17 protein-coding genes are annotated in these 22,508 nt (G+C 45.1%); 8 read left to right on the forward strand and 9 right to left on the reverse strand.

The features are described from left to right. Positions 1–29 precede the first annotated feature (29 nt). Positions 30–3,191: an AAA family ATPase gene (locus tag CW749_RS08870; RefSeq protein WP_101111668.1), complete on the forward strand. Its 3,162-nt coding sequence runs from the start codon at positions 30–32 to the stop codon at positions 3,189–3,191. Between the two features lie 84 nt (positions 3,192–3,275). Here the strand turns inward: CW749_RS08870 and CW749_RS28380 are convergent, their stop codons facing one another. The 3 genes from CW749_RS28380 to CW749_RS08885 form a co-directional block, all read right to left on the reverse strand. Continuing rightward, positions 3,276–3,977: a hypothetical protein gene (locus CW749_RS28380; RefSeq protein ID WP_237322383.1), complete on the reverse strand. Its 702-nt coding sequence runs from the start codon at positions 3,975–3,977 to the stop codon at positions 3,276–3,278. A gap of 307 nt (positions 3,978–4,284) precedes the next feature. Continuing rightward, on the reverse strand, positions 4,285–6,060 hold the full coding sequence (locus tag CW749_RS08880) for an NAD(P)-binding protein (protein WP_101111669.1): 1,776 nt from the start codon (positions 6,058–6,060) through the stop codon (positions 4,285–4,287). 174 nt (positions 6,061–6,234) lie between these two features. Beyond that, positions 6,235–8,247 carry a methyl-accepting chemotaxis protein gene (locus tag CW749_RS08885; RefSeq protein WP_101111670.1) on the reverse strand — a complete coding sequence of 671 codons (2,013 nt, stop codon included), beginning with the start codon at positions 8,245–8,247 and terminating at the stop codon, positions 6,235–6,237. A gap of 493 nt (positions 8,248–8,740) precedes the next feature. Between CW749_RS08885 and CW749_RS08890 the strand changes: the two genes are divergently transcribed. Genes CW749_RS08890 through CW749_RS08900 form a run of 3 tightly spaced genes read left to right on the forward strand, consistent with a single transcriptional unit; the run spans position 8,741 to position 10,726 of the window. Beyond that, on the forward strand, positions 8,741–9,457 hold the full coding sequence (locus CW749_RS08890) for a hypothetical protein (protein WP_101111671.1): 717 nt from the start codon (positions 8,741–8,743) through the stop codon (positions 9,455–9,457). Between the two features lie 7 nt (positions 9,458–9,464). Further along, the gene (locus CW749_RS08895; RefSeq protein WP_101111672.1) at positions 9,465–9,986 is read left to right on the forward strand and encodes an RNA polymerase sigma factor; all 522 of its coding nucleotides are present in this window, start codon (positions 9,465–9,467) and stop codon (positions 9,984–9,986) included. Then, positions 9,971–10,726 carry a hypothetical protein gene (locus tag CW749_RS08900; protein WP_101111673.1) on the forward strand — a complete coding sequence of 252 codons (756 nt, stop codon included), beginning with the start codon at positions 9,971–9,973 and terminating at the stop codon, positions 10,724–10,726. The genes CW749_RS08895 and CW749_RS08900 overlap by 16 nt, the downstream gene beginning before the upstream one ends. Before the next feature lie 40 nt (positions 10,727–10,766). On the opposite strand, the gene CW749_RS08905 is transcribed toward CW749_RS08900, so the two are convergent. From CW749_RS08905 to CW749_RS08930, 6 genes are all read right to left on the reverse strand, one after another. Then, positions 10,767–12,830 carry a prolyl oligopeptidase family serine peptidase gene (locus CW749_RS08905; RefSeq protein WP_101111674.1) on the reverse strand — a complete coding sequence of 688 codons (2,064 nt, stop codon included), beginning with the start codon at positions 12,828–12,830 and terminating at the stop codon, positions 10,767–10,769. Positions 12,831–13,026: 196 nt separating this feature from the next. Then, the gene (locus CW749_RS08910; protein ID WP_101111675.1) at positions 13,027–13,899 is read right to left on the reverse strand and encodes a MurR/RpiR family transcriptional regulator; all 873 of its coding nucleotides are present in this window, start codon (positions 13,897–13,899) and stop codon (positions 13,027–13,029) included. Between the two features lie 2 nt (positions 13,900–13,901). Further along, positions 13,902–14,864, reverse strand: a complete 963-nt coding sequence (locus CW749_RS08915) for an MBL fold metallo-hydrolase (protein WP_101111676.1) — start codon at positions 14,862–14,864, stop codon at positions 13,902–13,904. Further along, the gene (locus CW749_RS08920) at positions 14,864–15,805 is read right to left on the reverse strand and encodes a phosphoglycerate dehydrogenase (protein ID WP_101111992.1); all 942 of its coding nucleotides are present in this window, start codon (positions 15,803–15,805) and stop codon (positions 14,864–14,866) included. The genes CW749_RS08915 and CW749_RS08920 overlap by 1 nt, the downstream gene beginning before the upstream one ends. Positions 15,806–15,809: 4 nt before the next feature. Further along, complete coding sequence (locus CW749_RS08925; protein ID WP_101111677.1) at positions 15,810–16,775, reverse strand: shikimate dehydrogenase; 966 nt, start codon at positions 16,773–16,775, stop codon at positions 15,810–15,812. Next, complete coding sequence (locus CW749_RS08930; protein WP_101111678.1) at positions 16,772–17,401, reverse strand: glucose-6-phosphate isomerase; 630 nt, start codon at positions 17,399–17,401, stop codon at positions 16,772–16,774. The genes CW749_RS08925 and CW749_RS08930 overlap by 4 nt, the downstream gene beginning before the upstream one ends. A 318-nt stretch (positions 17,402–17,719) precedes the next feature. Between CW749_RS08930 and CW749_RS08935 the strand changes: the two genes are divergently transcribed. From CW749_RS08935 to ugpC, 4 genes are all read left to right on the forward strand, one after another. Continuing rightward, a complete protein-coding gene (locus tag CW749_RS08935; RefSeq protein ID WP_101111679.1) occupies positions 17,720–18,616 on the forward strand; it encodes a sugar ABC transporter permease in 897 nt (298 codons plus the stop codon). Further along, on the forward strand, positions 18,613–19,749 hold the full coding sequence (locus tag CW749_RS08940) for a carbohydrate ABC transporter permease (protein WP_101111680.1): 1,137 nt from the start codon (positions 18,613–18,615) through the stop codon (positions 19,747–19,749). The genes CW749_RS08935 and CW749_RS08940 overlap by 4 nt, the downstream gene beginning before the upstream one ends. 121 nt (positions 19,750–19,870) lie before the next feature. After that, entirely contained in the window at positions 19,871–21,340 is a 1,470-nt protein-coding gene (locus CW749_RS08945; RefSeq protein ID WP_101111681.1) for an extracellular solute-binding protein, read from the forward strand. 75 nt (positions 21,341–21,415) lie between these two features. Beyond that, positions 21,416–22,507 (forward strand): sn-glycerol-3-phosphate ABC transporter ATP-binding protein UgpC, encoded by a 1,092-nt coding sequence (gene ugpC, locus CW749_RS08950; RefSeq protein ID WP_101111682.1) that lies wholly within the window; start codon positions 21,416–21,418, stop codon positions 22,505–22,507. Position 22,508: the final 1 nt, after the last annotated feature.

Consider the following 22,508-nt stretch of genomic DNA (forward strand, 5'->3'; position numbering starts at 1 on the left):
GCTTCCTGTTAACAAAATGGAATTAAATAATGGGTTCAAAAGATGGTCGTTTGCCATTAAATGGTGACTTGCTTAAGCAATTAAGGAAGCAAAAAGGGCTGAGCCAAGAAAGGCTAGCCGAGCAATGTGCAGAAAGCCGATTGTATGTTTCTCTATCTTCAATAAAACGCGCAGAGTCTGGCAGCAGTATTTTGTATCGAACAGCCAAAGAACTCGCTACGTTTTACTCGGTGGAAGTAGAAGATCTCATCCCAAACTCTACCCCGATATTACAAAAAGAATTGTCGACAATACCGGAACATACTCATCAAGTTTTGCGGCTTTCGATAGAGGTTGATGATGAGTCTCTAAAATCCGAAGTAGAAAAGCTAAATGATCGATCCAATTGCTATTACACAGCAGAGGAAGGGCTTCTTGAGTTTGGTTGGTATTCACGTTCTAGTGATGAATTTGTATTCGAACGTATTCGTCGGCTATGTGCGATGCTGCAATTTACGCTCAAAAGTCACGTTCGTATGTTTGTTGAAAGTAGCCCAACCGATGAACAGTTCACTGCCCAGAGCACTCAGCTCAGCCAACGTACTAAGCAATTGCTTTCTCAAATCACTTGGGGAGATATCGTTGCGTGCCCATGCTTTGTGTCGTCCAATTGTGCAAGGCCAAGGAATGTATTCTTACCTGAACAGCCTGAATTTAAAGATTGGCGTATTGTGTCGATGTGCCAGGTACAAACAGACTATTTTGTTGGACGTCAATATGAACTAACTCAGCTAAGCTCTACCCTTTCCGATTTATACGATAACAACACAGGCAGTACAGTCTGTTTAACGGGCATGGCTGGAATCGGTAAGACGAGACTCCTTCACAAATTCATCGAAATACTTGAACATAAAAACTGTGCTCCGGTAAGGGTTCAAATACTAAATTTTGGCGTGGTGAACTCCCTTATTCCTACGGTTAATTTGATTCGTTCATTATTTGGTTTCACACCAGAAGATGACGGCAACCACATAAGACAATCCATCGCTATTTCACCGATTGCATCTTCTCATCACCTTTTCATTTACTGGCTAATGGGCCTAAAACTGTATGAGTCGGAACAACGTCTTTTGGATGTAATGGAACATTCAGCTCGTAACAGAGCAATCACAGAAAGCATTAATCAGCTCCTTTCACACCGACCAGCTCATCTTACCCAACTCGTGATTACCGTTGAGGATTTACATTGGGCAAATGATCTTCTTCTGTCCATTATTCAAATTTTATCCTCATTAACGGACAGGTTCCCGTTAATGCTCGTCCTAACATTTCGTTCTGAGCATCATTTGGTTAACGCTCCAGATTGGTTCCAATCAGCGACAACAATTGCACTCAAGCCACTCAACATGGATGAATCGATACAGTTGGCAAACTGGATGGCACCAGGAAATCAAGAAGCCGTCCAACGCTGCGTCGAGAAGGCAAGCGGGCACCCACTCTTCCTAAGACAATCCTTACTCTGCTCGCGTTTGGGTAACGATGTACCTGAATCTCTAGAGCACCTTGTTGTAGTTCAACTATACAAACTCGATGCAAATAACCTTTCTGCGATAAAAGCAGCTTCTGTATTCGGACAGTGCTTCAACTTAGAACAACTTCAGTTTGTTTTAAATGATGAGCATTACTACCCAAGAACCTTGTTAGAGCACGGTTTAATTAAGCATTCTGACCAAGGCTTTATGTTCCATCACGATCTCATTTGCTCAGCGGTACAAAGCCAACTTTCCGATAGTGAAAGACGACTGCTGAACGAGCACTGCGCTAAGTGGTTTGAAGAAAGGGACAAGAAGCAGTTTGCACTCCATTCAAAAAGAGCACAGTGCAAAGATGCCTTTACGATCCTCATTAAAAGTGCCAAAGAATACATCGGCAGCTTTCAGTTTGAGCAAGCGTTGGAATTGATCGAAGAAGCCATTGAAATTGTTCCAAAAAGTGAAACAGCGTATGCGCTAAACTTAAAAGGAAATTGCCTGTATTCAATGGGTAAAGTGAAAGAGTGTATTCATTTTCTGGAACTGGCCGTTAATCAAAACACCGATTCCAACGCCTCCAGCCAATATTTCATTGATTTAGCTAACCCATATCAGGTGGTTGATGCCATCGACAAAGCTTTGTCCATACTGCAAACCGCTCAGAACATTTCGGAGCCAACACAGCAATACGCTCAATTGTCCGAAGTGCATTCAATGAGAGGGAATATTCTATTCCCAACAGGAAATATTGAATCCTGTGAGCAAGAGCATCAGAAAGCACTCCACTACAGCATTAAAGCAAATAGTCCTAAAGCAAAAGCAAAGGCCTTGAGTGGGTTGGGAGATTGTGAATACCTAAAAGGTAACATGATTAACGCCCACAACAACTTCAAAGAAAGCTTGAAGATATGTGAAGAAAACCAATATTTGGAAATCGAAGCATCCAACCGATACATGCTTGCGACAACCCTGATTTACCAACTGGACACATCACAAGCGCTTGCGCAATCACAGCAATCTGCCACGCTTGCCTACTTAACAGGGAATCGTCGTGCAGAGATTGTTTCTCGACTGACAGCCGCTTGGGTGCTGCTTGATTACAATGCACTGGATCAGGCAGAGAATGAAATCAATATGGCACTGGCCATCGCAAAAGAATTCAATGCTGTCCGTTTCATAGCATGTTTAATGGAAGCTAAGGCACGCCTGAAGTGGTATCAGAATGATGCAATTAAAGCTCGTGAGTACATAGAAGTTGGGCTTAATTTGGTTGAAGAAAACAACTTACATGCCTTTATTGGCCCTTGGCTAAGTGCAACAAAAGCTATGGTCAGCACATTCTGGCAAGAGAGTAGAAATGCGTTGGAGCAAGGTGAAAAGTGGCTTGAGCAGCCCTGCTTAGGTCACAACTATTTACGCTTTTACCAACAAGGCATACGCACTGCTTGGAATTTGAAGGATCGCGTACTCCTTGAAAAATATCGAGACCAGCTATTTCAGTGCTGTGAACCTTCACCATGGCGAGAGCTGTATATTGAACAGGCAGACGTCATGCTTAGAGTGTTAACACAAGAAAGCTCTAACGCAGAGCTCGAGGCGTTTAATTCCAAAGCAAAAGAATTACATTTGCTCCAAGCACAAATATCTCTAACTGAATATGATGCGATACCTTCATTTTAGAAAGGTAACAGACTCAAATTCGCAATAAGGTCTCCCGATTCTTTGAGCATCCCCCATCGCACTCAAAGAACCGGGAGAAATACACTAAACCTTTTCCAACAATACGGCTTTTAGGATCTCACCGGTGTCTGCGCCAATTTGTACTTGAGTACCTAAATCGGAAACAAAGGTCCAAACAGGTTCTTTTACTTCCGGTGATAGCACTTTACTCAGTGATAGCTTGATGAACTTGCTTCCCCAATTCCCTGTGTAAAAAACTTCTATCGCTTGCTTGTAATCAAATTTATACCCTTCAATAATCGCAAGACCGAGCGGGCAGATAACTTGAGTGGCGTGCGTAAGCCCTACGCCTCTTTCTGCTTGATAGTATTGGTAACACTCATTTCCATCACGTACTAATCGCTCAAACCCTAATACATCCTCAGCTGATTCCCCTGCGTTATTACGAAGGCTTGCTTTTAGGCTGACTAATTCAAATTGATCCACCTTTTGACTTTCAACCATTTTTGGCTCTTCAATACGCTGGATGTTAGTGATGTAAGGCTTTCCATCTAAAGGTGCAAACATCGAAACCCAAGAAAAGTAGTGAAGTGTTGGCTCATCGATCAAGTTTGCTTTACATAGATAGCGATAATTTACACCAGCTACAACTTGTGATTGCACTTCCATCGGTTCGTAATTCACCCCGACAAAACCTTCAAGAGCAGAATTAAAAACCGCTTTATCTTCTAAGTTGAGCTTACGAAAATTGGACCAGCCACCAAGCGTAGAACCAAGCAGAGACATGAGTATTTCCTTTTACATGGATTGATTGAACGTAGGGTCTGTTGACCTTTCGCAGTTTTTTAATTGGTGCACTCATGTTTTCCTTAACGCGTTGCATGAACTCAACCAACAACAACAGGTTAAGGAAAATAGTGAATCTGGTCTGGTTCACTTTGGTATCACTTAATAAAAAAACCACCCACTGCTCCAACAAAGAACAAAGGGTGGTAATGGAAAACCAATGCGTTGTATTGAGTTAATGGACCTATACGCTTAACGGGAATATGCGTTAAAAGGTATAGACATATCTCACTTAGCTCACTTTGATTTAAATTGTCTTAAGCAAGCTATCTACGGCATTGTGAGCTTGTTTCCAACACGTTTCCTGCAAGCCCACTTCAGCACACCATGATCCCGCGTAAACAATGGGGGCAAACCCATGTTCACGAACATTAGTTGGAAGATTTTCATGATACTTATTGATTTCAGTCTGACTTGTATGAGCATCGCGATCGTAGACGTTATGCGAAAAATAGAAAATCGCTTTGTTATCTTCACGCCCAAGGAGGTTCTTTGTGTTTGTTTGAGCAAGGTGATCCTGAGTCGATTTAGGCAACTCGGTGAGCTCAGTGCCACATAAGAATTCCAAATTCTTATTAGAATCAACAGTACGCAATACAAACTTGTCATTGACTGGGTGAGTTGGGTTCAGAGTAACGAAATAGCTCAATTCTGGTGCGTGTTTGATTTTCGGGTTACACCAGTCATTTTGATGTCTATTCTCTTGGAAGGTAATGCTGTATGGCAGCATCGTTTCACCATGTCTAATGGACACGTTGAACGTTCGCCAACTGTTCACATTCGAAGAAATTACGCTATTGTCGGTATGCACAATACCAATGCTTTGCGTGTATTTCACCCGGCCTAGGATAGGTTCAAGCGTGTTGCCTTGTTCAGAATGCTTGGCGTTAAACGCAACCTGCATAAGCGCGTGGTTAGCGTGAATGGTACTCACCATGGCGTCGAAGTTAATTTGTGAAAGTTTGTTGTGCTCTTCTTTCTTATCCACGAGTGGCGATACTATGCTTTCAATAGTAAATCCATTGTCAGTCGTGCGGAATTTTGCATCGACATTAGTATGAATAGACAACTTAAGGTTTTCAGAATCGTTGTAACCACTAATCAAATAAGCCGTTAGGTACTCAATCCATTTCTTTGTTCCACCAACAAAGTAGCGTCTGTCTGGGAATTTCTCGCCCTTTTTCTTACCTTCTTGATAGCGGAAATAGCCAAAAGGTGACGCTAATGGAAGGTGCTGCGGTCCTTTGTCTGTCGTAAAGAACATCGCTGCCACTCTTGGATAAAAGAGATTGTCACGCATTTCAACAATAAGCTTGGCCAACTCGGCACCCGATAAATCAGCCAACGAGGGCTGTTGACGAATGGCGTTGTAAGCCTCGACACATATTTCAAACTCAGGCGAGGCTTTTAAAGCCTCAGGATACCCTTCAGCCAACGCAATCAGCGCCGTAAAGAAGGTATGTAATTCGATATTCCAAGCCGTACTTTGCTTGTCGTCATCTTCACTCATTTCAGTGCCGTACGCCACTAGTGCAGTGAAAACAGTACCAAGATCAGTGCCAGACAAGCTGAACCGCCGCTCCATAGGACGGGTGATAGGTAAGTGCTCATCGTCAGTATAAACGTAGCGATTGTCTTCTGAGAAAAAACACGCCGTATCTTCAATCGGCTTTAAGTGTTCATCACTGTAATAACCGGTTTTTTCCATCACTTCTTTTAGCGTATCGTACTTACTTAAGTTGATGTCGTTCACGCCCATGTCTGCCCAGCGAGCTAACGTTCTTGGTTCTATTTTATTCCCGTCGCTGTCTATACTGCTTGTCTCACCAAGATCCAACACGACCGTGTGCGCATTACCACCCAACTCAGCGGCTTTTTCAATCAAATGAATGTGGTACTGACCTTGATGGTTGTCTGAGTTCTTTTGATTTAATTTTTGAAGCAGGTAATAACATGTCGCAAGACCGGATGTCCCGCCACCGACCACGGCAATATTTGTAACGTTTCCGCATTCGTGTTGCATGATTAACTTTCCCTATTATCGATTCGAAGCCAATTTTCGCTGTTAGCGTTCAATCTATAGGGTATCGGTTCAGTTTGGTGTAAACAGTGTCAGTTTAGTCTCAGATGAATACTTATACACCGTTCTAAATACAAAAAAGCCACCTCGTATTTGAGGTGGCTTAAGTATGACGGGTTACACCCGGAATTGGGCGACCATGCCTTCTAGCTCTTTCACTTTATTGTAAAGATTTCTTGTTGATTCAGAGCTTTGTTGCGTTTTCTCCACTGAAGAGTATGCGATTTGGCTAACTTGTGCGATGTCATGTGCCATCTCTTGGGTCGCTGTCGATTGCTCTTCTCCTGCGGTGGCAATTGAATGAATCATGTTGTTCACATCATTGGCACGTTCAACAATTTGTTCTAACGCATCACCGGCGGAATTCGACAATTGCACCCCTTCCGTAACCAGTTGAGTGCCCTCGCCCATTCTTTCTACCGCAGTACGAGTTTCACTTTGAATTGAGGTGATGAGGCTACTTACTTCCTCTGTTGCTTTAGAGGTTCGCTCTGCCAAGCCTCGAACTTCATCCGCAACAACGGCAAATCCTCTACCAAGCTCTCCAGCGCGCGCCGCTTCTATCGCCGCATTCAGAGCAAGGAGGTTAGTTTGTTCAGCAATATCATTAATGACTTTAATCACATCACCAATCTCTTCCCCTTTCCTACCTAGGCTATCAACCGTAGCAGCGGATTCGTTAACCACATCTGCGATTCTTTGCATTCCATGCACCGTCTCTTGCATGAGCTTGCCCCCTTCACTAGCAACATTACCAGCCTCTTGGGAGCTTTGCGCTGCATCAGACGATTGCATGGCGACTTCACGTACGGTGCCACTCATTTCCTCAACGGCGCTGGCAATTAATGCCGCTTTATCCGCTTGCAATTGGATATCGCTGGCTACCTGGTTACTGATACTATCCACTTGTTTGGTGTTGGATGTTACTTCGCTTGCCACACCCGAAATGCCTGAAACCAAATCCTTTAGCGAGGCCTGCATACCATCAATCGATTTTGCGAGTAAGCCGATTTCATCTTCTATGGTTTCGTTGATCGCAGGAGAGGTGAGATTGCCTTCAGCAATTTGATTCGCCTTTTCCGATATAGCGTGAATACGTCGGTTAATCACACGGGTAATCATAACCGCAACCGCGGTGCCAACAGTGACCACAACTAACGCATTAACAGAGAGCCACATGACAATCTGGTTCATTTTGTCATTCACCGACGCAATATCTTGGGTCACATCACTTTTTTCTTCCTTCGAAGAGCGGTCCAATATTTCTTCTAACGGCAATACCACGATATCTTCAAGTTCATCGACGAGCGTAATAGCAGCCTCTTTAGCGGCAGGATCATAGCTTGAAAACACTTTATTAGCTGTGTTTAGAATTTCAGCGTAGTAGGTTTCAATTTGCGATATGGCTTTCACCTCTTCAGCTCGTCTCTCTAAAGGCTTCAGCTTATCAAGGTAGCTCTTAAACGATTTTGAATCCCCTTCAAATGACTCTCGTGCAGTAAGATCACCCATCATGTATGCGTTAAGAGAAGCAATCATATCTCCAGCTTCATCAATCATTTCAAGGTAGTACCGAACACCAGGTAGATCGTCATTAAGAGATTCACTCAGGTTCGTTGTTGTGTAGGCATCAGCAAACTCTTCTTCTTTCATTTTATCGAGAAGATCTTCAAGCGGGTTACCAACTTCGCGTATTAGATTTTGAACCCAAAGCCTAGCTTCCATCTCTGTCGCTGGGGAATATTTGGCAAATACCTCATTTTCAATTGAACGAATATATTGATCGGCTAATTTTCTGATGTTAGCCATTTTGTCTCTTTCAGCCTGAGTGGTTGATTCCAGTGAGTAGAGTATTCTGTAATAGTTTTCAAATTGCGTTACGGTCTTTCTAAAATGACCGGCTTCACTTTGCTCTCCGCCTAGGTATTCCAACGCATAGGTTTGTAAATCTGCCACTTTGTCGTTTACGTTCAAATACGCAAGTACTCCCGGCACATTGTCTGACTCGATTTTTTCTGCGAGTTTTGCTGAGTCTTGGACTGCCGACCATACGATATAGGTAAGTACAAGCGTAGTGAGAAGTATGAAGGAGAACCCCGCATACAGCATTTGAGTGAGTTTTAAGTTCATGTTGATACCAAAGCACTTCTTTTGGGATGGTGATAAATCTTGGGTTGTTGATAAAAGAAACGGTAAACCGCAGGCGAGTATGGACTCGGATTGAAGGGTTTCAATGAACAAAAATTTAAGAATGAACAAACATCCCAAAATAATGAGAAATTTGCATACTATCTCCAATATGAAAATGCTTTTGTACAACCTCAATACACAGCTTGTAAACGACTCATGTCATTCCTATTCCTCCTTTCATTCTCATAGTCCCTCGCACTGTTTCCTGAAAAATTTTTCGCAACTGTGCATCCAAATCCATTTTTCTATCGTCTCCTATCTACAAACAATCTATTTAAAACTGTTTGGGCAACGTTTGTGGCTCCTTTTTACTGGGTTATCGTTTACTGGTGTAGAGCACTACACCGAATAAGCACAGCCTTGAATAAAGTACCCACAAATAGCTGAAAAAATCATCTCGAAAGGTCAACAGACCCTAATAAGGATTACTATGATGAAAACATTACTGCTTACTGCACTTGCGTTCGTTCCTATTGGCTGTGCTACTGCATCAAAAACGACAATGAACACCGAATTAGGAAACGTATACGTCGATAGCACGGGCATGAGTTTGTACACCTTTTCCAAGGATCCAGAAGGTCAGTCGGTATGTAATGGTGGATGCGCTGGAAAATGGCCACCATTATTGGCTGAGGGAAGTGAAAAGCCGCTCTTCTATGGTCAAGAAGGGTTTAGCACCATTGCACGAAATGATGGCAAAAAGCAGTGGGCTTTAAATGGGAAGCCTCTATATCGTTGGTTTAAAGACAGTAAGCCGGGTGATATTAAGGGTGCTGGAATAAAAGGTGTTTGGCCTTTGGCAAGAGCAGACCAAGTCTCGGTAAAGCTATACAACGATGGCAGTCGTCGTTATTTGGTCGATAGTAACAACCTTGCTTTGTATACTTTTGACAAAGATAAGCCCAATCAGTCTGTGTGCTACAACGAATGCCAAACTAAATGGCCACCCGCGTATGTAGATCCTATGCTGCTAAAAGAGGGGATAGGAAATCTCACTTTGTCTGGCGGGTTTGGGGTGACACAACGTAAAGACAACAGCTATCAATGGACATTTAAAGATAAGCCACTATATCGCTGGTTTAAAGACCAACAGCCCGGTGACGCCAGTGGCGATGGCGTGAAAAAAGTCTGGCACTTGATCATTCAATGAGGAAACAGTGAGTATTGATAAACAACAGGTAGGTTTACTGCTCTCTAAGATAGCGCTTCGGGATCAAAAAGCGTTCGAAGCGCTCTATCAATTAGCCAGCGTTCGGCTCTTTGCTGTCATTTATTCCGTCGTTAAAGACGAGCAAATTGCCGCGGATCTTCTTCAAGAGGGCTTCGTTAAGTTGTGGTATAGCGACAATCGTTACCCTGTCGACTACCCGTGGGCATGGCTCTGCCAAAGCATGAGAAACCTCGCGATTGATGAAGTTCGAAAACGTGGAAGGCGAAAGGAAGAACCGTTAGACACATCGTATGATGATTTAGGCGCTGGCGTGGGATTCGATATCAATCACGGCCTATCCCAATGCTTAAAGCAGCTCAACGAAGATAAACGAAGTGCCATCGTCCTCGCGTATCAACACGGATTGAGCCATCAAGAAATAATGCGACACATGAAAGCCCCCTTAGGGACAGTGAAATCCCAAATTCGTCGCGGATTGCAGGAGTTAAAACGATGCCTAATCGAGTAACAAAAGGTCGCCGCTACCAAAACTCCGATCTGCGCAATAAGCTGGCAAGCGAATACGTTCTGGGAACACAAACACTTCGTGTTCGGCGTCGATTGGAAACCCTGATTCAATCGGATCCAAGTTGGTGGGAACATATCGAGCAGTGGCAAAACCATCTTTCAGGTCTAAACCCCACCAGCGATCTGTCTATGGATACGACGCATTTAAGACAGCCACCCAAACGCGTTTGGCGGCAAATAGCCAACGGCACGTTTAATCTCACTCAACAAAGAAAAGGTCTGCGTTGGTGGTGGTTGCCAATGGGAATGGCGATGTCTCTCGTGGTAGGTGTTCTTATACAGCCTGTGCTTGTCCCCATTCATCAGCCCTTAAGTGTTTCTCAAATTCGCCCAGTTAATTACCTGGCCATGATGTCATCCGAGTCACAGCAGAACCATTTCGCTCTTGTTGCATATCAAGGCAAAAAACCGGGTCAATCCAGTATTCGATTGCAACTTAATCTAGGCATGGAAGAGGTAGAGTTTGGTAAAGCAGTGGTTTGGATGAGAGACAAAACGACGGGAGAATTAGCATTAATAGATAGCCTACAAAACATCAGTAACATTCGCTATATGTCACCAACAGAGTGGAAGTTGTTAAAAAACAGCTCCGAGTTATTGGTTACTGCAAATCTAGACCCAAACAGCACACTATTGTATCGAGGCGATTGCATAGAGCTTGGTCATAATATTTTGATGTAAAAAAAGACCTCCTAGGAGGTCTTTCAAAAACAGTCTGTGGCTACAGTTTTGGTTCAAATGCCATATGGTGGAAGCTAAATGCATACATATCGGCATACAAATCCAATACCTTGCTCATAGGCATACCAGCACCATGACCTGCATTAGTATCCACTCGGATCAATACAGGGTTCTCACCTTCATGTTTCGCTTGAAGCTCGGCAATAAACTTAAACGAGTGCGCTGGCACAACACGGTCATCGTGGTCCGCCGTAGTCACAAGTGTCGCTGGGTAGTGCGTCCCTTCTGTAACGTTATGAACAGGAGAGTATTGTTTCAAGTAGCTGAACATTTCTTCATTTTGCTCAGACGTGCCGTAGTCGTAAGCCCAACCTTCACCAGAGGTAAACGTGTGGTAACGCAACATATCCAATACGCCAACTGCAGGAATCGCCACTTTAAACAGTTCTGGACGTTGTGTCATACAAGCGCCAACCAACAAGCCACCGTTTGAGCCACCATGAATCGCGAGCTTTTCTGGTGATGTGTACCCTTCTTCAATCAGGTATTCTGCCGCTGAAATAAAGTCATCGAACACATTTTGCTTTTGCAGTTTGGTTCCGGCAATGTGCCACGCTTTACCGTATTCACCACCACCACGTAGGTTCGCAACGGCATAAACACCCCCCATTTCAATCCACGTAGCAACAAGTGGGCTGAATCTTGGTTCTAGGCTAACGTTAAAACCACCGTAGCCATACAGCATAGTGGGGTTGTTCCCATTCAACTCCAAGCCCTTGCGGTAGCAGATCGTTACAGGAACGCGCGTGCCATCTTTGGAGGTATAAAACACCTGCTTAGATTCCAATAGATCGCTGTCGATCTGGCATTGAGAGCGGTGATGCAATTCCGTTACACCCGTCTCTGGATCGAATCGATACCCTGAAGATGCCACGATAAGGTTAGTGAAGCTGTAATAAAGTTCTTTTGAGTCGAAACGCCCGCCAAAACCAGACACACAACCTAACCCCGGAAGCTCAACGTCACGCACTTTTTCACCGTTATAGCGGTACTGAACCACTTTGGTATTCACATCTACTAGGTAAGAGGCAAACAAATAGCCTGCACCTGTTTCAATGTCTAACTGCTGCTCTTGCTCTGGAATCAGATCGACCCAATTATCATCCGACGGCTGCTGTGCATTCACTTTTACTACACGACCTAATGGCGCATCCAAGTTGGTGTAAATCAGCAAATCGCCTTCGCTGTGCTCGACAACGTAGCTGTCGGCTTGGCTTTTATCCGTTACAAGCGTTAACGGCGCGTATTGTTGGCGTAAATCACGCACATAAAGCTCGTTACCCGATGTGGACTGAGCACCAGATACGACAAGGAAAGCATCGTCTTCCGTTGTATAACCTGATACATATCGGTATTTTTCCGAATCTGAACCACCAAATACCAATACGTCTTCGCTTTGTGGTGTGTTCAAGCGGTGGAAGTACAACTTGTGTTGTTCAGTACGAGCCGATAGCTCGCTGCCTTCAGGTTTGTCGTAACTGGCGTAATAGAAGCCTTCGTCGCCAAACCACGAAATCCCGGTAAATTTGGCGTTTAGAATTGGGGCTTCAAGCTCTTCACCAGTTTCAGCATCAATCACATAAATGGTGCGCCAGTCGCTGCCTCCTTCCGATACAGAATACGCAATAACCGTATCTGATTTAGAGAAAGACACGCTGTCTAGCGAGGTAGTGCCTTCTTCGCTAAACGTATTCGGATCAAGGAAAATTTGCGCTTCGCCTAGTTCTTTTTGGTCGTTTTCTTTCTGACGATAAAGAACCGCTTGGTTTTGAATACCATCATTTTTGTAGAAATAGGTATAATCGCCATGCTTAAAAGGCAGAGAGACTTTTTCGAAATTATTGGCGGTTTCGAGTTTCTTTCGAATGGCGTCACGAAAAGCGATTTGATTGAGGTGTGCAAAGGTTACGTCGTTCTGGCGAGTTACCCAGTCAGCGGTTTCTTCGCTGCGATCGTCTTCTAACCAGCGATACGGATCGGACACTTCCGTAGAAAAGTAGGTATCAACAACATCCGATTGTTTTGTTTCTGGGTATTTATGCACTTTGCACTCCTTACTTAAATTTTACGTCTGCCCACAATTGGCTTCGGTTTGAAGCCAATTGGGCACAGGTATCATCGCACAAATTCATTAAGTAAGGAGTATAGTTACACAATGCTCATCTTATAGACCTACCTCTACCAGATCTTGATACTTTAAAAGGCAATCTGGTTTAGAGCAGAGGATCCAGCGTGTTCAATTAGCCATTATCAAAATGGTTAGAACGGAAGCGAGACAAACGTTCCTTCATTGAGGTTATCCGATCTCGGTGCGTTTCTTCCTTTTTCAACGACACGCTCGTAGCAAGAATATCCACGACTACTAGCGCTGCGATTCTAGAAATCGTAGGGGTGTAGCGATCAGTGTTTTCCAAGGTCTCGACAACAAGGCTTAAATCGCACTCTTTGCTGAGTGAACAGCCGCGCCGACCCGTTATCGCTATCACAGTCGCGCCGTGGCTTTTGGCTTCTCTGACCGTTTCAATGAGGTCGATGGTTTCACCATTGTTAGAAATCGCCACAACCACATTGCCCTCACTCATCATGGACGACGCAATAAATTGTTGATGCGCGTCTGTGTGTGCATTACAGGGCACACCAAACAGAGGGAATTTCTGCTGCGCATCCAGCGCCACAATGCCAGAGGCACCAAACCCATAAAAATCGATTTGTCGGGCGTGGGAAAGTACATCTACTGCCGCATCCATCTTTTCAATATCGGCATGCTGACGAGCCCAATCCAAACTGGTTAATGTAAAATCAAACAGCTTACGAGAAATTACCTGAGTGCTATCACCATCTTGAAGAGCTGCGTGGGTCGGCGTAACCCCTAACGCAATACTTTGCGCCAAACGAATTTTTAAGTCTTGAAAGCCACTGCAACCCACCGCTGTCGAGAAACGCATAACGGTCGGTTCACTGACTCCTGCGGCTTTCGCCGTTTCCACCAATGTACTGTTGATTGCTTTTTGAGGGTCGGATAATACCCATTCCGCGACCTTTCGATCAGACTTACGGAGCTTATCCAGTGAACGGGTGATCATCTCAATGACATTAGGTTGCTTCTGTTGCAATGCTAACTCCTTAACCTCAAACGATATTCGACATTTAACTGTGCCGGGAAGATAGAAATACTATCAGCGTTTTGCTGAGCCGCTAGAAGAATTTTTTGCGGATCGATGGTATTAAACTCAAATAAATCAAAATGGTGTGCGATCAGGTTCTTAATTCCGACCTGCTTACACAAAGACAACGCTTCTTCTAAATGAAAATTCCCCGGAATACCCCGACTGGATCGTCGTTCATCCCGTCCATTGACTGGCAACAATGCCACATCAGGCTGGTGCAATTTCAGAGTATCAATTAGCCCTTCATAAGGAACGCAATCGCCAGAATGCCAAATGGTGAGCGTATCCTTCTTTTCATCGGTGCTCTCGTGCTTTACTTGAGTATTTTCATTCACGCTTATTTTAAGAATATACCCCAGAAAGCGGCTGTTTCCTTGATTATCACGTTCAATACTCTCGTGTGCTGCGAGTGTCGCGTGAACAGAAAGCGATTCAGACAGTACAAGCTCTTCACCATCTGAAATCCAACGAATTCGATCTGAAGGCAATCCGCTTCGAGTCAGCGCTTCTTTTTTTTCAGCGCGTGGAGCCAGCATGAAAGCTCGGTTGCCTAAATGGTGTTGGAAAAGAGGAATCAGTGTTCCAGCATCCATATGATCAGTGTGCTTATGAGTACAAAGAACACCATCCACATTCGTGAGATCTTGAACCCTAATTGGCGCTGGCATCATACGAATATGTGGGTAGTGCTTACCTTTATACTTCTCGGCAAGTGAATCCGACAAATAAGGGTCGATGAGCCAACTTGCCTGTTTTGTTCGAATCAAAAAGCCAGCCTGCCCCAGCCAGTAAAGCAACACTTCATCAGTTGGCGGTGGCAGCGATGAAATCCGCTGAGCCAACTGTCCGTTGAATACGGCACTGGTTACGCAAGATCTTGGCAATATTTGGCGTGATGAAGAACCGTTCATTAGGCTTTGTCGTCCTCTAGCACCGACAGCAAGTTACTGACGGCGGCAATGGTTGCTTTATCAACACTTTCTTGGGTGTATCCGCCAATGTGGCTGGTCGCTATGCATCGTTCATGTTGCCAAAGCGGGTGGCTAGCTGGAGGTTCTGTGTCATACACATCCACCGCATACACCGAGACTTTTCCACTGCACAAACCATCGTAGATTACATCGTGATCCACCAGCGACGCTCGGGCTGTATTGATGATAACAACACCGTCTTTCATTGATTCGAGTGTACTTGCGCTGATTATCGGTCGGCCATCCAACGGAGCCGGACAATGAAACGTAATAATATCTGCCAGCTTGAGTAGTTGGCTGACTTCGGTAAATTTAAAATCGTCGTTCAGGACCAATTGACCTTTTAGTATCGGGTCAAACGCGATCACCTGAGTGCCCAACCCCAATGCCATTTGCGCCACTTGCCTACCGATTGCGCCCATACCAATAACGCCCACTAACTTCCCTTGAATTTCTTGGCCTAAAGCACGAGTCCACTGACCAGATTTAAGCCCTTCTGCTGTTTCTGGTATATGACGCAGCCCAGACAGCATCATGGCAATGGCCAATTCAGCGACACCTCGAGCGTTCGCCCCTTCCGCCCGACACACCTCGATGCCCGACTTCTCAATGCAGGCTAATGGCAAGTTGTCGACCCCCGTGCCATTTCGGCTGATCACTTTAAGCTGCTTGGCAGAAGCAATCACCTTTTCAGATACGGGTTCAACGCCAGCAATCCACCCTACGCATTCGGGTATAACAGCAAGCAGCTCCTCTTCTGTAGGTGACTTACCGGGCTGACAAAACACCATTTCATACCCCAGCTTTTTAAGAGATTCAAAAGCAGGGTGCCCATTTAAAGACAAGGAACGAGGCGTCACTAAAATCTTACCTTTATTCATAGCATTAACTCTCATGGCTTAACTGCTTGCCAGAACGGGCGGCAATACGTGAAATCTCTTCAAAGCGTTCGCCATTCACCGGAATGTCTACATCGAATACGTCCGCAATCACTCTTGTCCAGCCGTAGATGAAATACACCCAGCCATCATGAATCGATAGATGAGCGGACGACTCTTGCGCCTTTGCTTGTCGGTAAAATTCCAGCTCCCCTCGATAATTGAGTTCCCACACGATGCCATGCACTGGAAATTGAGCGTTGTTCGATAATGGCGAACCGGGGCCATCTTTTCCTAACCCTGTTGCATTTATTACCAGCGAATAAGGAGGCAGTGTGGCCAATACTTCATCATTGGTTGTATCCGATTCAACCAATACATACTCGCAGTCGACATTTATCCCGTATATTTTGAGTACTTGGTCCAACTCATCCAGCCGATGCTGAGAAACATCTGAAACCACAATCTTAGTTGGGCGATCGTTTTGTTTTGCCGCTTGAGTTAGATACCAAACAATGGCTGTCGCGCTACCACCCGCTCCCATAACAAACACATTACCTCGATGCGTCGCAAAAAAATGAGGAGGTAATATGTATTCCAAAGCAAATCCAGAGGTAATCGGATCTTTCGCACTGCAACAGAATGTGGATTGCCTTTTATAAAGACAGCTGGTTTCGTTCATTTTTGTCGCATGTGGATCAATCTCATCAAACATATCAATACACGCTTGGTAAAGATTGATTTTGTGCGTGGTGACAAGTGCACCAAGCGATAGGGAATCGTGTTTGATAAATGACGTTACCTGTCGATACTGTTCATTTGGCGCATTGAGCGGTAAATCGATTCCACGAATTTGAACGTCACCCAAACCAAGAAACTCAGCCCAAGCAGGGAAAACTTTCATGATAGAGCTTTGCAACGTAGACACCCCTATAAAGTAAAATGTCGGCTTTTGGGCTGGTACAAGGTTCATTCCGACTCCCCTTTATATAGACGATTAACGTCCGCTTGGCTGCGAGGTTGATAATGCGCATTTTCTTCGAGTTTCCAGCCACTATCTCCTTCAGCCAGAACGCGATGACGCATACCACCAGAACGCTCAATGATGTCGTAAACTTGCCCACTGTCTCCGGGGTAGCAAAAGAACATAACAAACTCTTTATTCCCCGTGTTTACGCTTCGGTGGATCCAAAAAGGAGGGACATAACATACCGTGTTAGGAGTGATTTCCACCACTTTGGTTTCCCCCTCAGGTGACTCAAGCAACATCAACCCTTTTCCTTTCTTTCCGATGTAAACTTCTGGCCGGTCAGCAATCGCGTGGATATGCCCTCGAGTCATGAAATACTCGCTACCAACCTTACCGGGCTGCATTTTGGTCACACCAAAAATCATATCCTGAACCCGATTCCCCGGGTGATAGTCCGTTACTTCATAAACGACTTCTTCTCCCATTTCTTTGTTTAGCGCTTCAAATGCTTCCGTGTCCAAGTACAGCCCATTCAAATCATGAAAGCGTTTTTCGTAATGTCGGCTTGTCCCTGCCAGGCTGCCTGATAACACATCAATCTCGCAGCTCACTGGATCCATAAGTGACATAGTTGTTCCCTCACTATCCATTTAGATTGCCTACTCTTTGTTCAGAGCACTCCAGTTTTTAGCCTGTCGAATGTGACTTAAACGGCAGTGTGTGACTTAAAGAATCGACGCTTTTAGTATTAATACTACAGAAAAATAAAAGATCAAATGGTTTTAATCCGAAAATAGACGCTAATTTAATCAAATTAAGTTGAAGAACTGTGAGATTTTAGATTGACATTGCGGTTTTATGTATTAAAAATACATTTATGCCGACTTCATGAAGAAGAATTGGAAAGTAAAACTACCAAATGGCAGTTTCATACAAAGGAGTTGTGAATGTCGATAGGGACACTGAATCCAAAACAGACAGATTCCATCAAATATTTATTTGTCTGGCCTGCATTATTCGTAGTACTGCTGGTGACGCTGTTTCCACTGATTTATGCGCTAACGGTCAGCTTTCAATCCGTGCGTTTAATACCGCCTTTGCCGGTAAAATTTGTTGGCTTCGACAACTACCAAACCCTGCTGGAGTCGTCTCGCTTTTGGCAGTCTGTCTTTACGACTATTTTTATTGTCTTTACTTCGGTGTTAATTCAATACGTTGTGGGCTTTTTGCTTGCAATGGCGCTGTACATAAAAGTACCTGGCGAGAAACTGTTTCGGGTTATCTTTCTACTGCCGATGTTTATGGCTCCAATTGCGGTCGCTCTCGTTGCACGAATGATGTTTCACTCAGCACTCGGCCCTGTGAATGATTTCTTTAGTATGCTCGGATTTGAAAATCTGCCCTTTCTAACAGAAACCTCTTGGGCGCTGGGCGTATTAGTCACTGTAGAAGTTTGGCAATGGACACCTTTCGTCACGCTTTTGATGCTAGCAGGGTTGCAGGGCTTGCCTAGAGACGTGTACGAAGCGGCGTCTCTTGAAAATGTGCCACCATGGCGACAATTTTGGGACATCACTTTTCCAATGCTATTACCACTCTCCGTTGTCGTGGTGTTCATCCGCATCGTTGAAGGTTTCAAAATCATTGATACCGTCTACATTTTAACGGGAGGAGGCCCCGGTACCTCTACCGAAACCCTCACCCTGTTTGCCTACAACCAAGGTTTTAAAACTTTTAACTTAGGGGAAGCGTCCGCACTGAGCTTTTTATTCCTAATCGTGATTGTTGTTCTTGGTAGCGTTTACCTTGCTGCTGTTAAGCCTGTAGTGGAGAAGCGATCATGAGCGATTTTGCTACCGATAAATTATCCGCATCCACTACGCAAGCGAGCCGTACCATGCAAAAGCCAAGCATCAACAGTAATACGCAATCAGGCAAACAGCATCTAGCCAAACAGCGCCGTTCACTGTCGACTGGTCAATGGATAGCTATTATTGGGTGTTTCGTTTGGTTGTTGTTTTTGCTCGCCCCTTTTTATTGGGTAACAGTAACCGCATTCAAACCGCCTCAAGCGGTAAATGGCGGGGCTACTTATTTACCCTTTATCGACTTTGCGCCTACGTTGGATGCATTTAGAGAGGTTATGTCTGGCATTCGCGGCGATTTCGTCGGTCCCTTCTGGCACTCATCTTTGATCGCATTGGTTTCCACCGCATTATCGGTGTTGCTTGGGTCAATGGCTGCCTATGGCATTGCTCGGTTTGAGTTTCGTATCCGATTACTCTCTGGATTCACGTTTGCTATTGTCGGAATTGGTGGGTTCTTATTGCTGAATGAGGTCATGGGGTTTGCGATTCCTCAAGCCATTATTATCTCACTGGTATGCGCATTTACCTCGTCATTCTTTATTAACAAACTGCCTCTACCCGGTCCCGTACTTGGGAACGACGACGTCACTTTTTGGTTTGTTTCTCAGCGCATGTTTCCACCTATCGTATCTGCGTTTGCCCTATACCTGTTTTACGCAGAGCTTGGAAAACAAGGCGTACAATTGCTCGATAGCTTTTCTGGCATGGTTGTCGCCTATACCGCATTTGGGCTACCACTCGCCGTATGGCTGATGCGCGATTTCTTCCGGACCATTCCTGTCGAAGTTGAAGAAGCCGCAATGGTTGATAATGTGCCGAGACTTCGCATCTTTTTCGACATCGTTCTGCCTATGTCCAAACCAGGGCTTATCGCGACATCGATGATCACATTGTCGTTCATATGGAACGAATTTCTTTTTGCACTTTTACTTACGTCTTCACGTTGGCAAACCTTGCCTGTTGTATTAGCAGGACAAAATTCAAGCCGAGGCGATGAATGGTGGGCGATATCCGTCGCGACATTGATATCCATTATACCAATGATCATCGTTGTCACCCTGCTCGGTCGGCTGATGAGATCCGGACTGCTCTCTGGATCGATTAAATAGTACCAATGAGACTTAAGATCTGTTGACGACTCTTTGGGTCTTTTAACGACACTTAAGACCTTTTGACTCTACCCATGGATGCCCAGCCTTTGTGCTAGGGCAAAATTAGAAGGAATTAAACATGGAAAGGAAAATACGCACCTCCGCGCTGGCTGTCGCACTTTGTTTAGGCGCAACCGCGATATCGACCAATGCACTGGCAGTATGCGAACCCGATTACTCCGGTGTCACCGTGACCGTCGGCTCGCAAAACGGCCCTTTTATTGCCTCGGCGCTTCGCACTGCAGGCACCGCTTGGGAAGCCCAGACTTGCGGTAAAGTAAAGATTGTGGAATTCCCTTTTGGTGAACTTTTCCCTAAGTTTTTGACGGGGATGCAAACAGGATCAAGTGAGATCGATGTTATTTCTTACATCCCTGCTTGGTTACCCGACTTTAATATCTTCTTGTCTGAAATGCCTCAAAGCATGCAGGAAGGAGAATACTGGAACGACATTCACCCCGTATACCGTGAACGCTTGATGCTTTGGGATGGTAAAGTGAAGTCCGCCACCATGGATGGCGACATGCATATGCTGAATTACCGTGCCGACCTCTTCAATGACCCGAAAGAGCAAGCGGCGTTCAAAGCGAAGTATGGCTATGCATTGGCAGCTCCTGTTACATGGGATCAGTACTACGATATTGCCGAATTCTTCCACCGCCCAGACCAAGGGTTATACGGAACGGCTGAAGCCTATAAGCGTGGTGGACAGCAATTCTGGTACTTCTTCTCGCACGCAGCCAGCTACACCAACGATCCGAAAAACCCGGGCTCAATGTTCTTTGACCCCGACACCATGAATGCACAAATTGACAACGCAGGCTGGTTAAAAGCACTGAAAGACTACAAACGAGGCTTGGACTACAACCCACCGGGCGCGTTGAACAACGGTTCCGGTGACGTAAGGCCTTTATACGCAGGGGGTAAAGTCGCGATGAATATCGACTGGGCAGACTCCGGCGTATTAGGGGCGAACCCGAAAGAATCGCGCATTGTAGGCAATGTTCGTACTGCGATGCTACCTGGGTCTAAATCCATGTGGAACGCTAAAGAAGGCAAATGGAATGAATACAATGAAGTGGTCGCGTCACCTTTTCTAGCCTTTGGTGGCTGGCAGCTTGCGGTTCCTCAGTCTTCCAGAAACAAGGCAGCTGCGTGGAACTTTGTTCAAACTGTTACCAGTCAGGAACATTCATCGAAAGCCATTGTTACGGCAAATACTGGGGTAAACCCATATCGATTAAGCCACTACGACAACATCGATAACTGGTTGGCAATTTTCTCCAAACCCGAGGCGGAGTCTTACCTAGCAGCGCAACGCGCATCTCTAGACGCACCCAATGTGGCTCTGGATTTACGTATTCCGGGTTTCTTCGCTTACACCGAAATTCTTGAAATAGAGCTTTCTCGCGCCTTGGCAGGGAAAGTGACAGAACAAGAAGCATTGGACAGCATTGCTAAACAATGGAACCAATTAACGGATGATTTCGGACGTGAATCTCAGCTTAAAGCCTATCGCAGTGCAATGGGGTTACCTGAGAAAAAATAGAGGCCAAATAACGCTTTACAAGCTGCCAGCTTAATCGCTGGCAGCGTGTTCCCAAACAGACAGGGAGTCGTCACCGTGACACACGTTAGCTTAACCAACATCAGTAAATCTTATGGCGAGATCAGTGTGCTACCCGATCTGAATCTCGACATTGAACAAGGCGAGTTTGTCGTTCTTGTGGGTCCATCAGGATGTGGGAAAACCACCACATTGCGAATGATCGCAGGTTTAGAGTCTGTCACAGATGGGCAGATCGCCATTTCAGAGCGAGACGTAACCTACGAACAACCCGGCACACGCAACTGTGCAATGGTGTTTCAAAACTACGCGTTATACCCACACATGACGGTGTACGACAACATCGCGTATGGCATGAAAGTGAGAAAAGAACCTCAAGATGTCATCAAAAAAAGAGTCTCCGATGCAAGCGAATTGCTTGGCATTAATGCTCTGTTAGAGAGAAAGCCGCGCCATCTTTCAGGTGGTCAACGCCAGCGAGTCGCCATAGGGCGCGCCATCGTTAGGCACCCCGATCTCTTTTTATTCGATGAACCACTATCCAATTTAGACGCAAAACTGCGTGTGGAAATGCGTACCGAAATCAAACAATTGCAACGCAAACTTGGTACAACTGCGGTGTATGTTACGCATGACCAAGTAGAAGCCATGACCATGGCCGACCGTGTTGTCGTGATGCAAAATGGGCACATTGAACAATTTGCATCACCAATAGAGATCTACGAAAAACCCGCGAACCGCTTTGTGGCAGAATTCATCGGCACCCCGAGTATGAATTTCACGAAAGTAACGGTCGGATCTGATGCAACGTTTGTTACCTTAGAAACGGGCGAAATTCTTGAAATTTCGGCTGCTCACCAAGCTGCACTTACCCCATACCGTGGATCTAAAGTGGTATTGGGTATCCGCCCAGAACACACTCAGGATTCCGACACTCAAAATGTAAGTAACATCGTCAACATTCACCCACGGGCGATAGAACCACTTGGCTCGCATACGCTGGTGATTTCCGACTTAGGAGGCTCGCCATTTACGGCTCAAATAGACAGTCACTTTCCAGCAGGGCTAGACCAGTTGTGCTGCATTCAAATTGACATGTCTAAAGCGCACTATTTTGATATCAACAGTGAATTACGAATAGAAAACTAAG

Source organism: Vibrio sp. vnigr-6D03, from assembly GCF_002835515.1.
Taxonomy (GTDB): domain Bacteria; phylum Pseudomonadota; class Gammaproteobacteria; order Enterobacterales; family Vibrionaceae; genus Vibrio; species Vibrio penaeicida.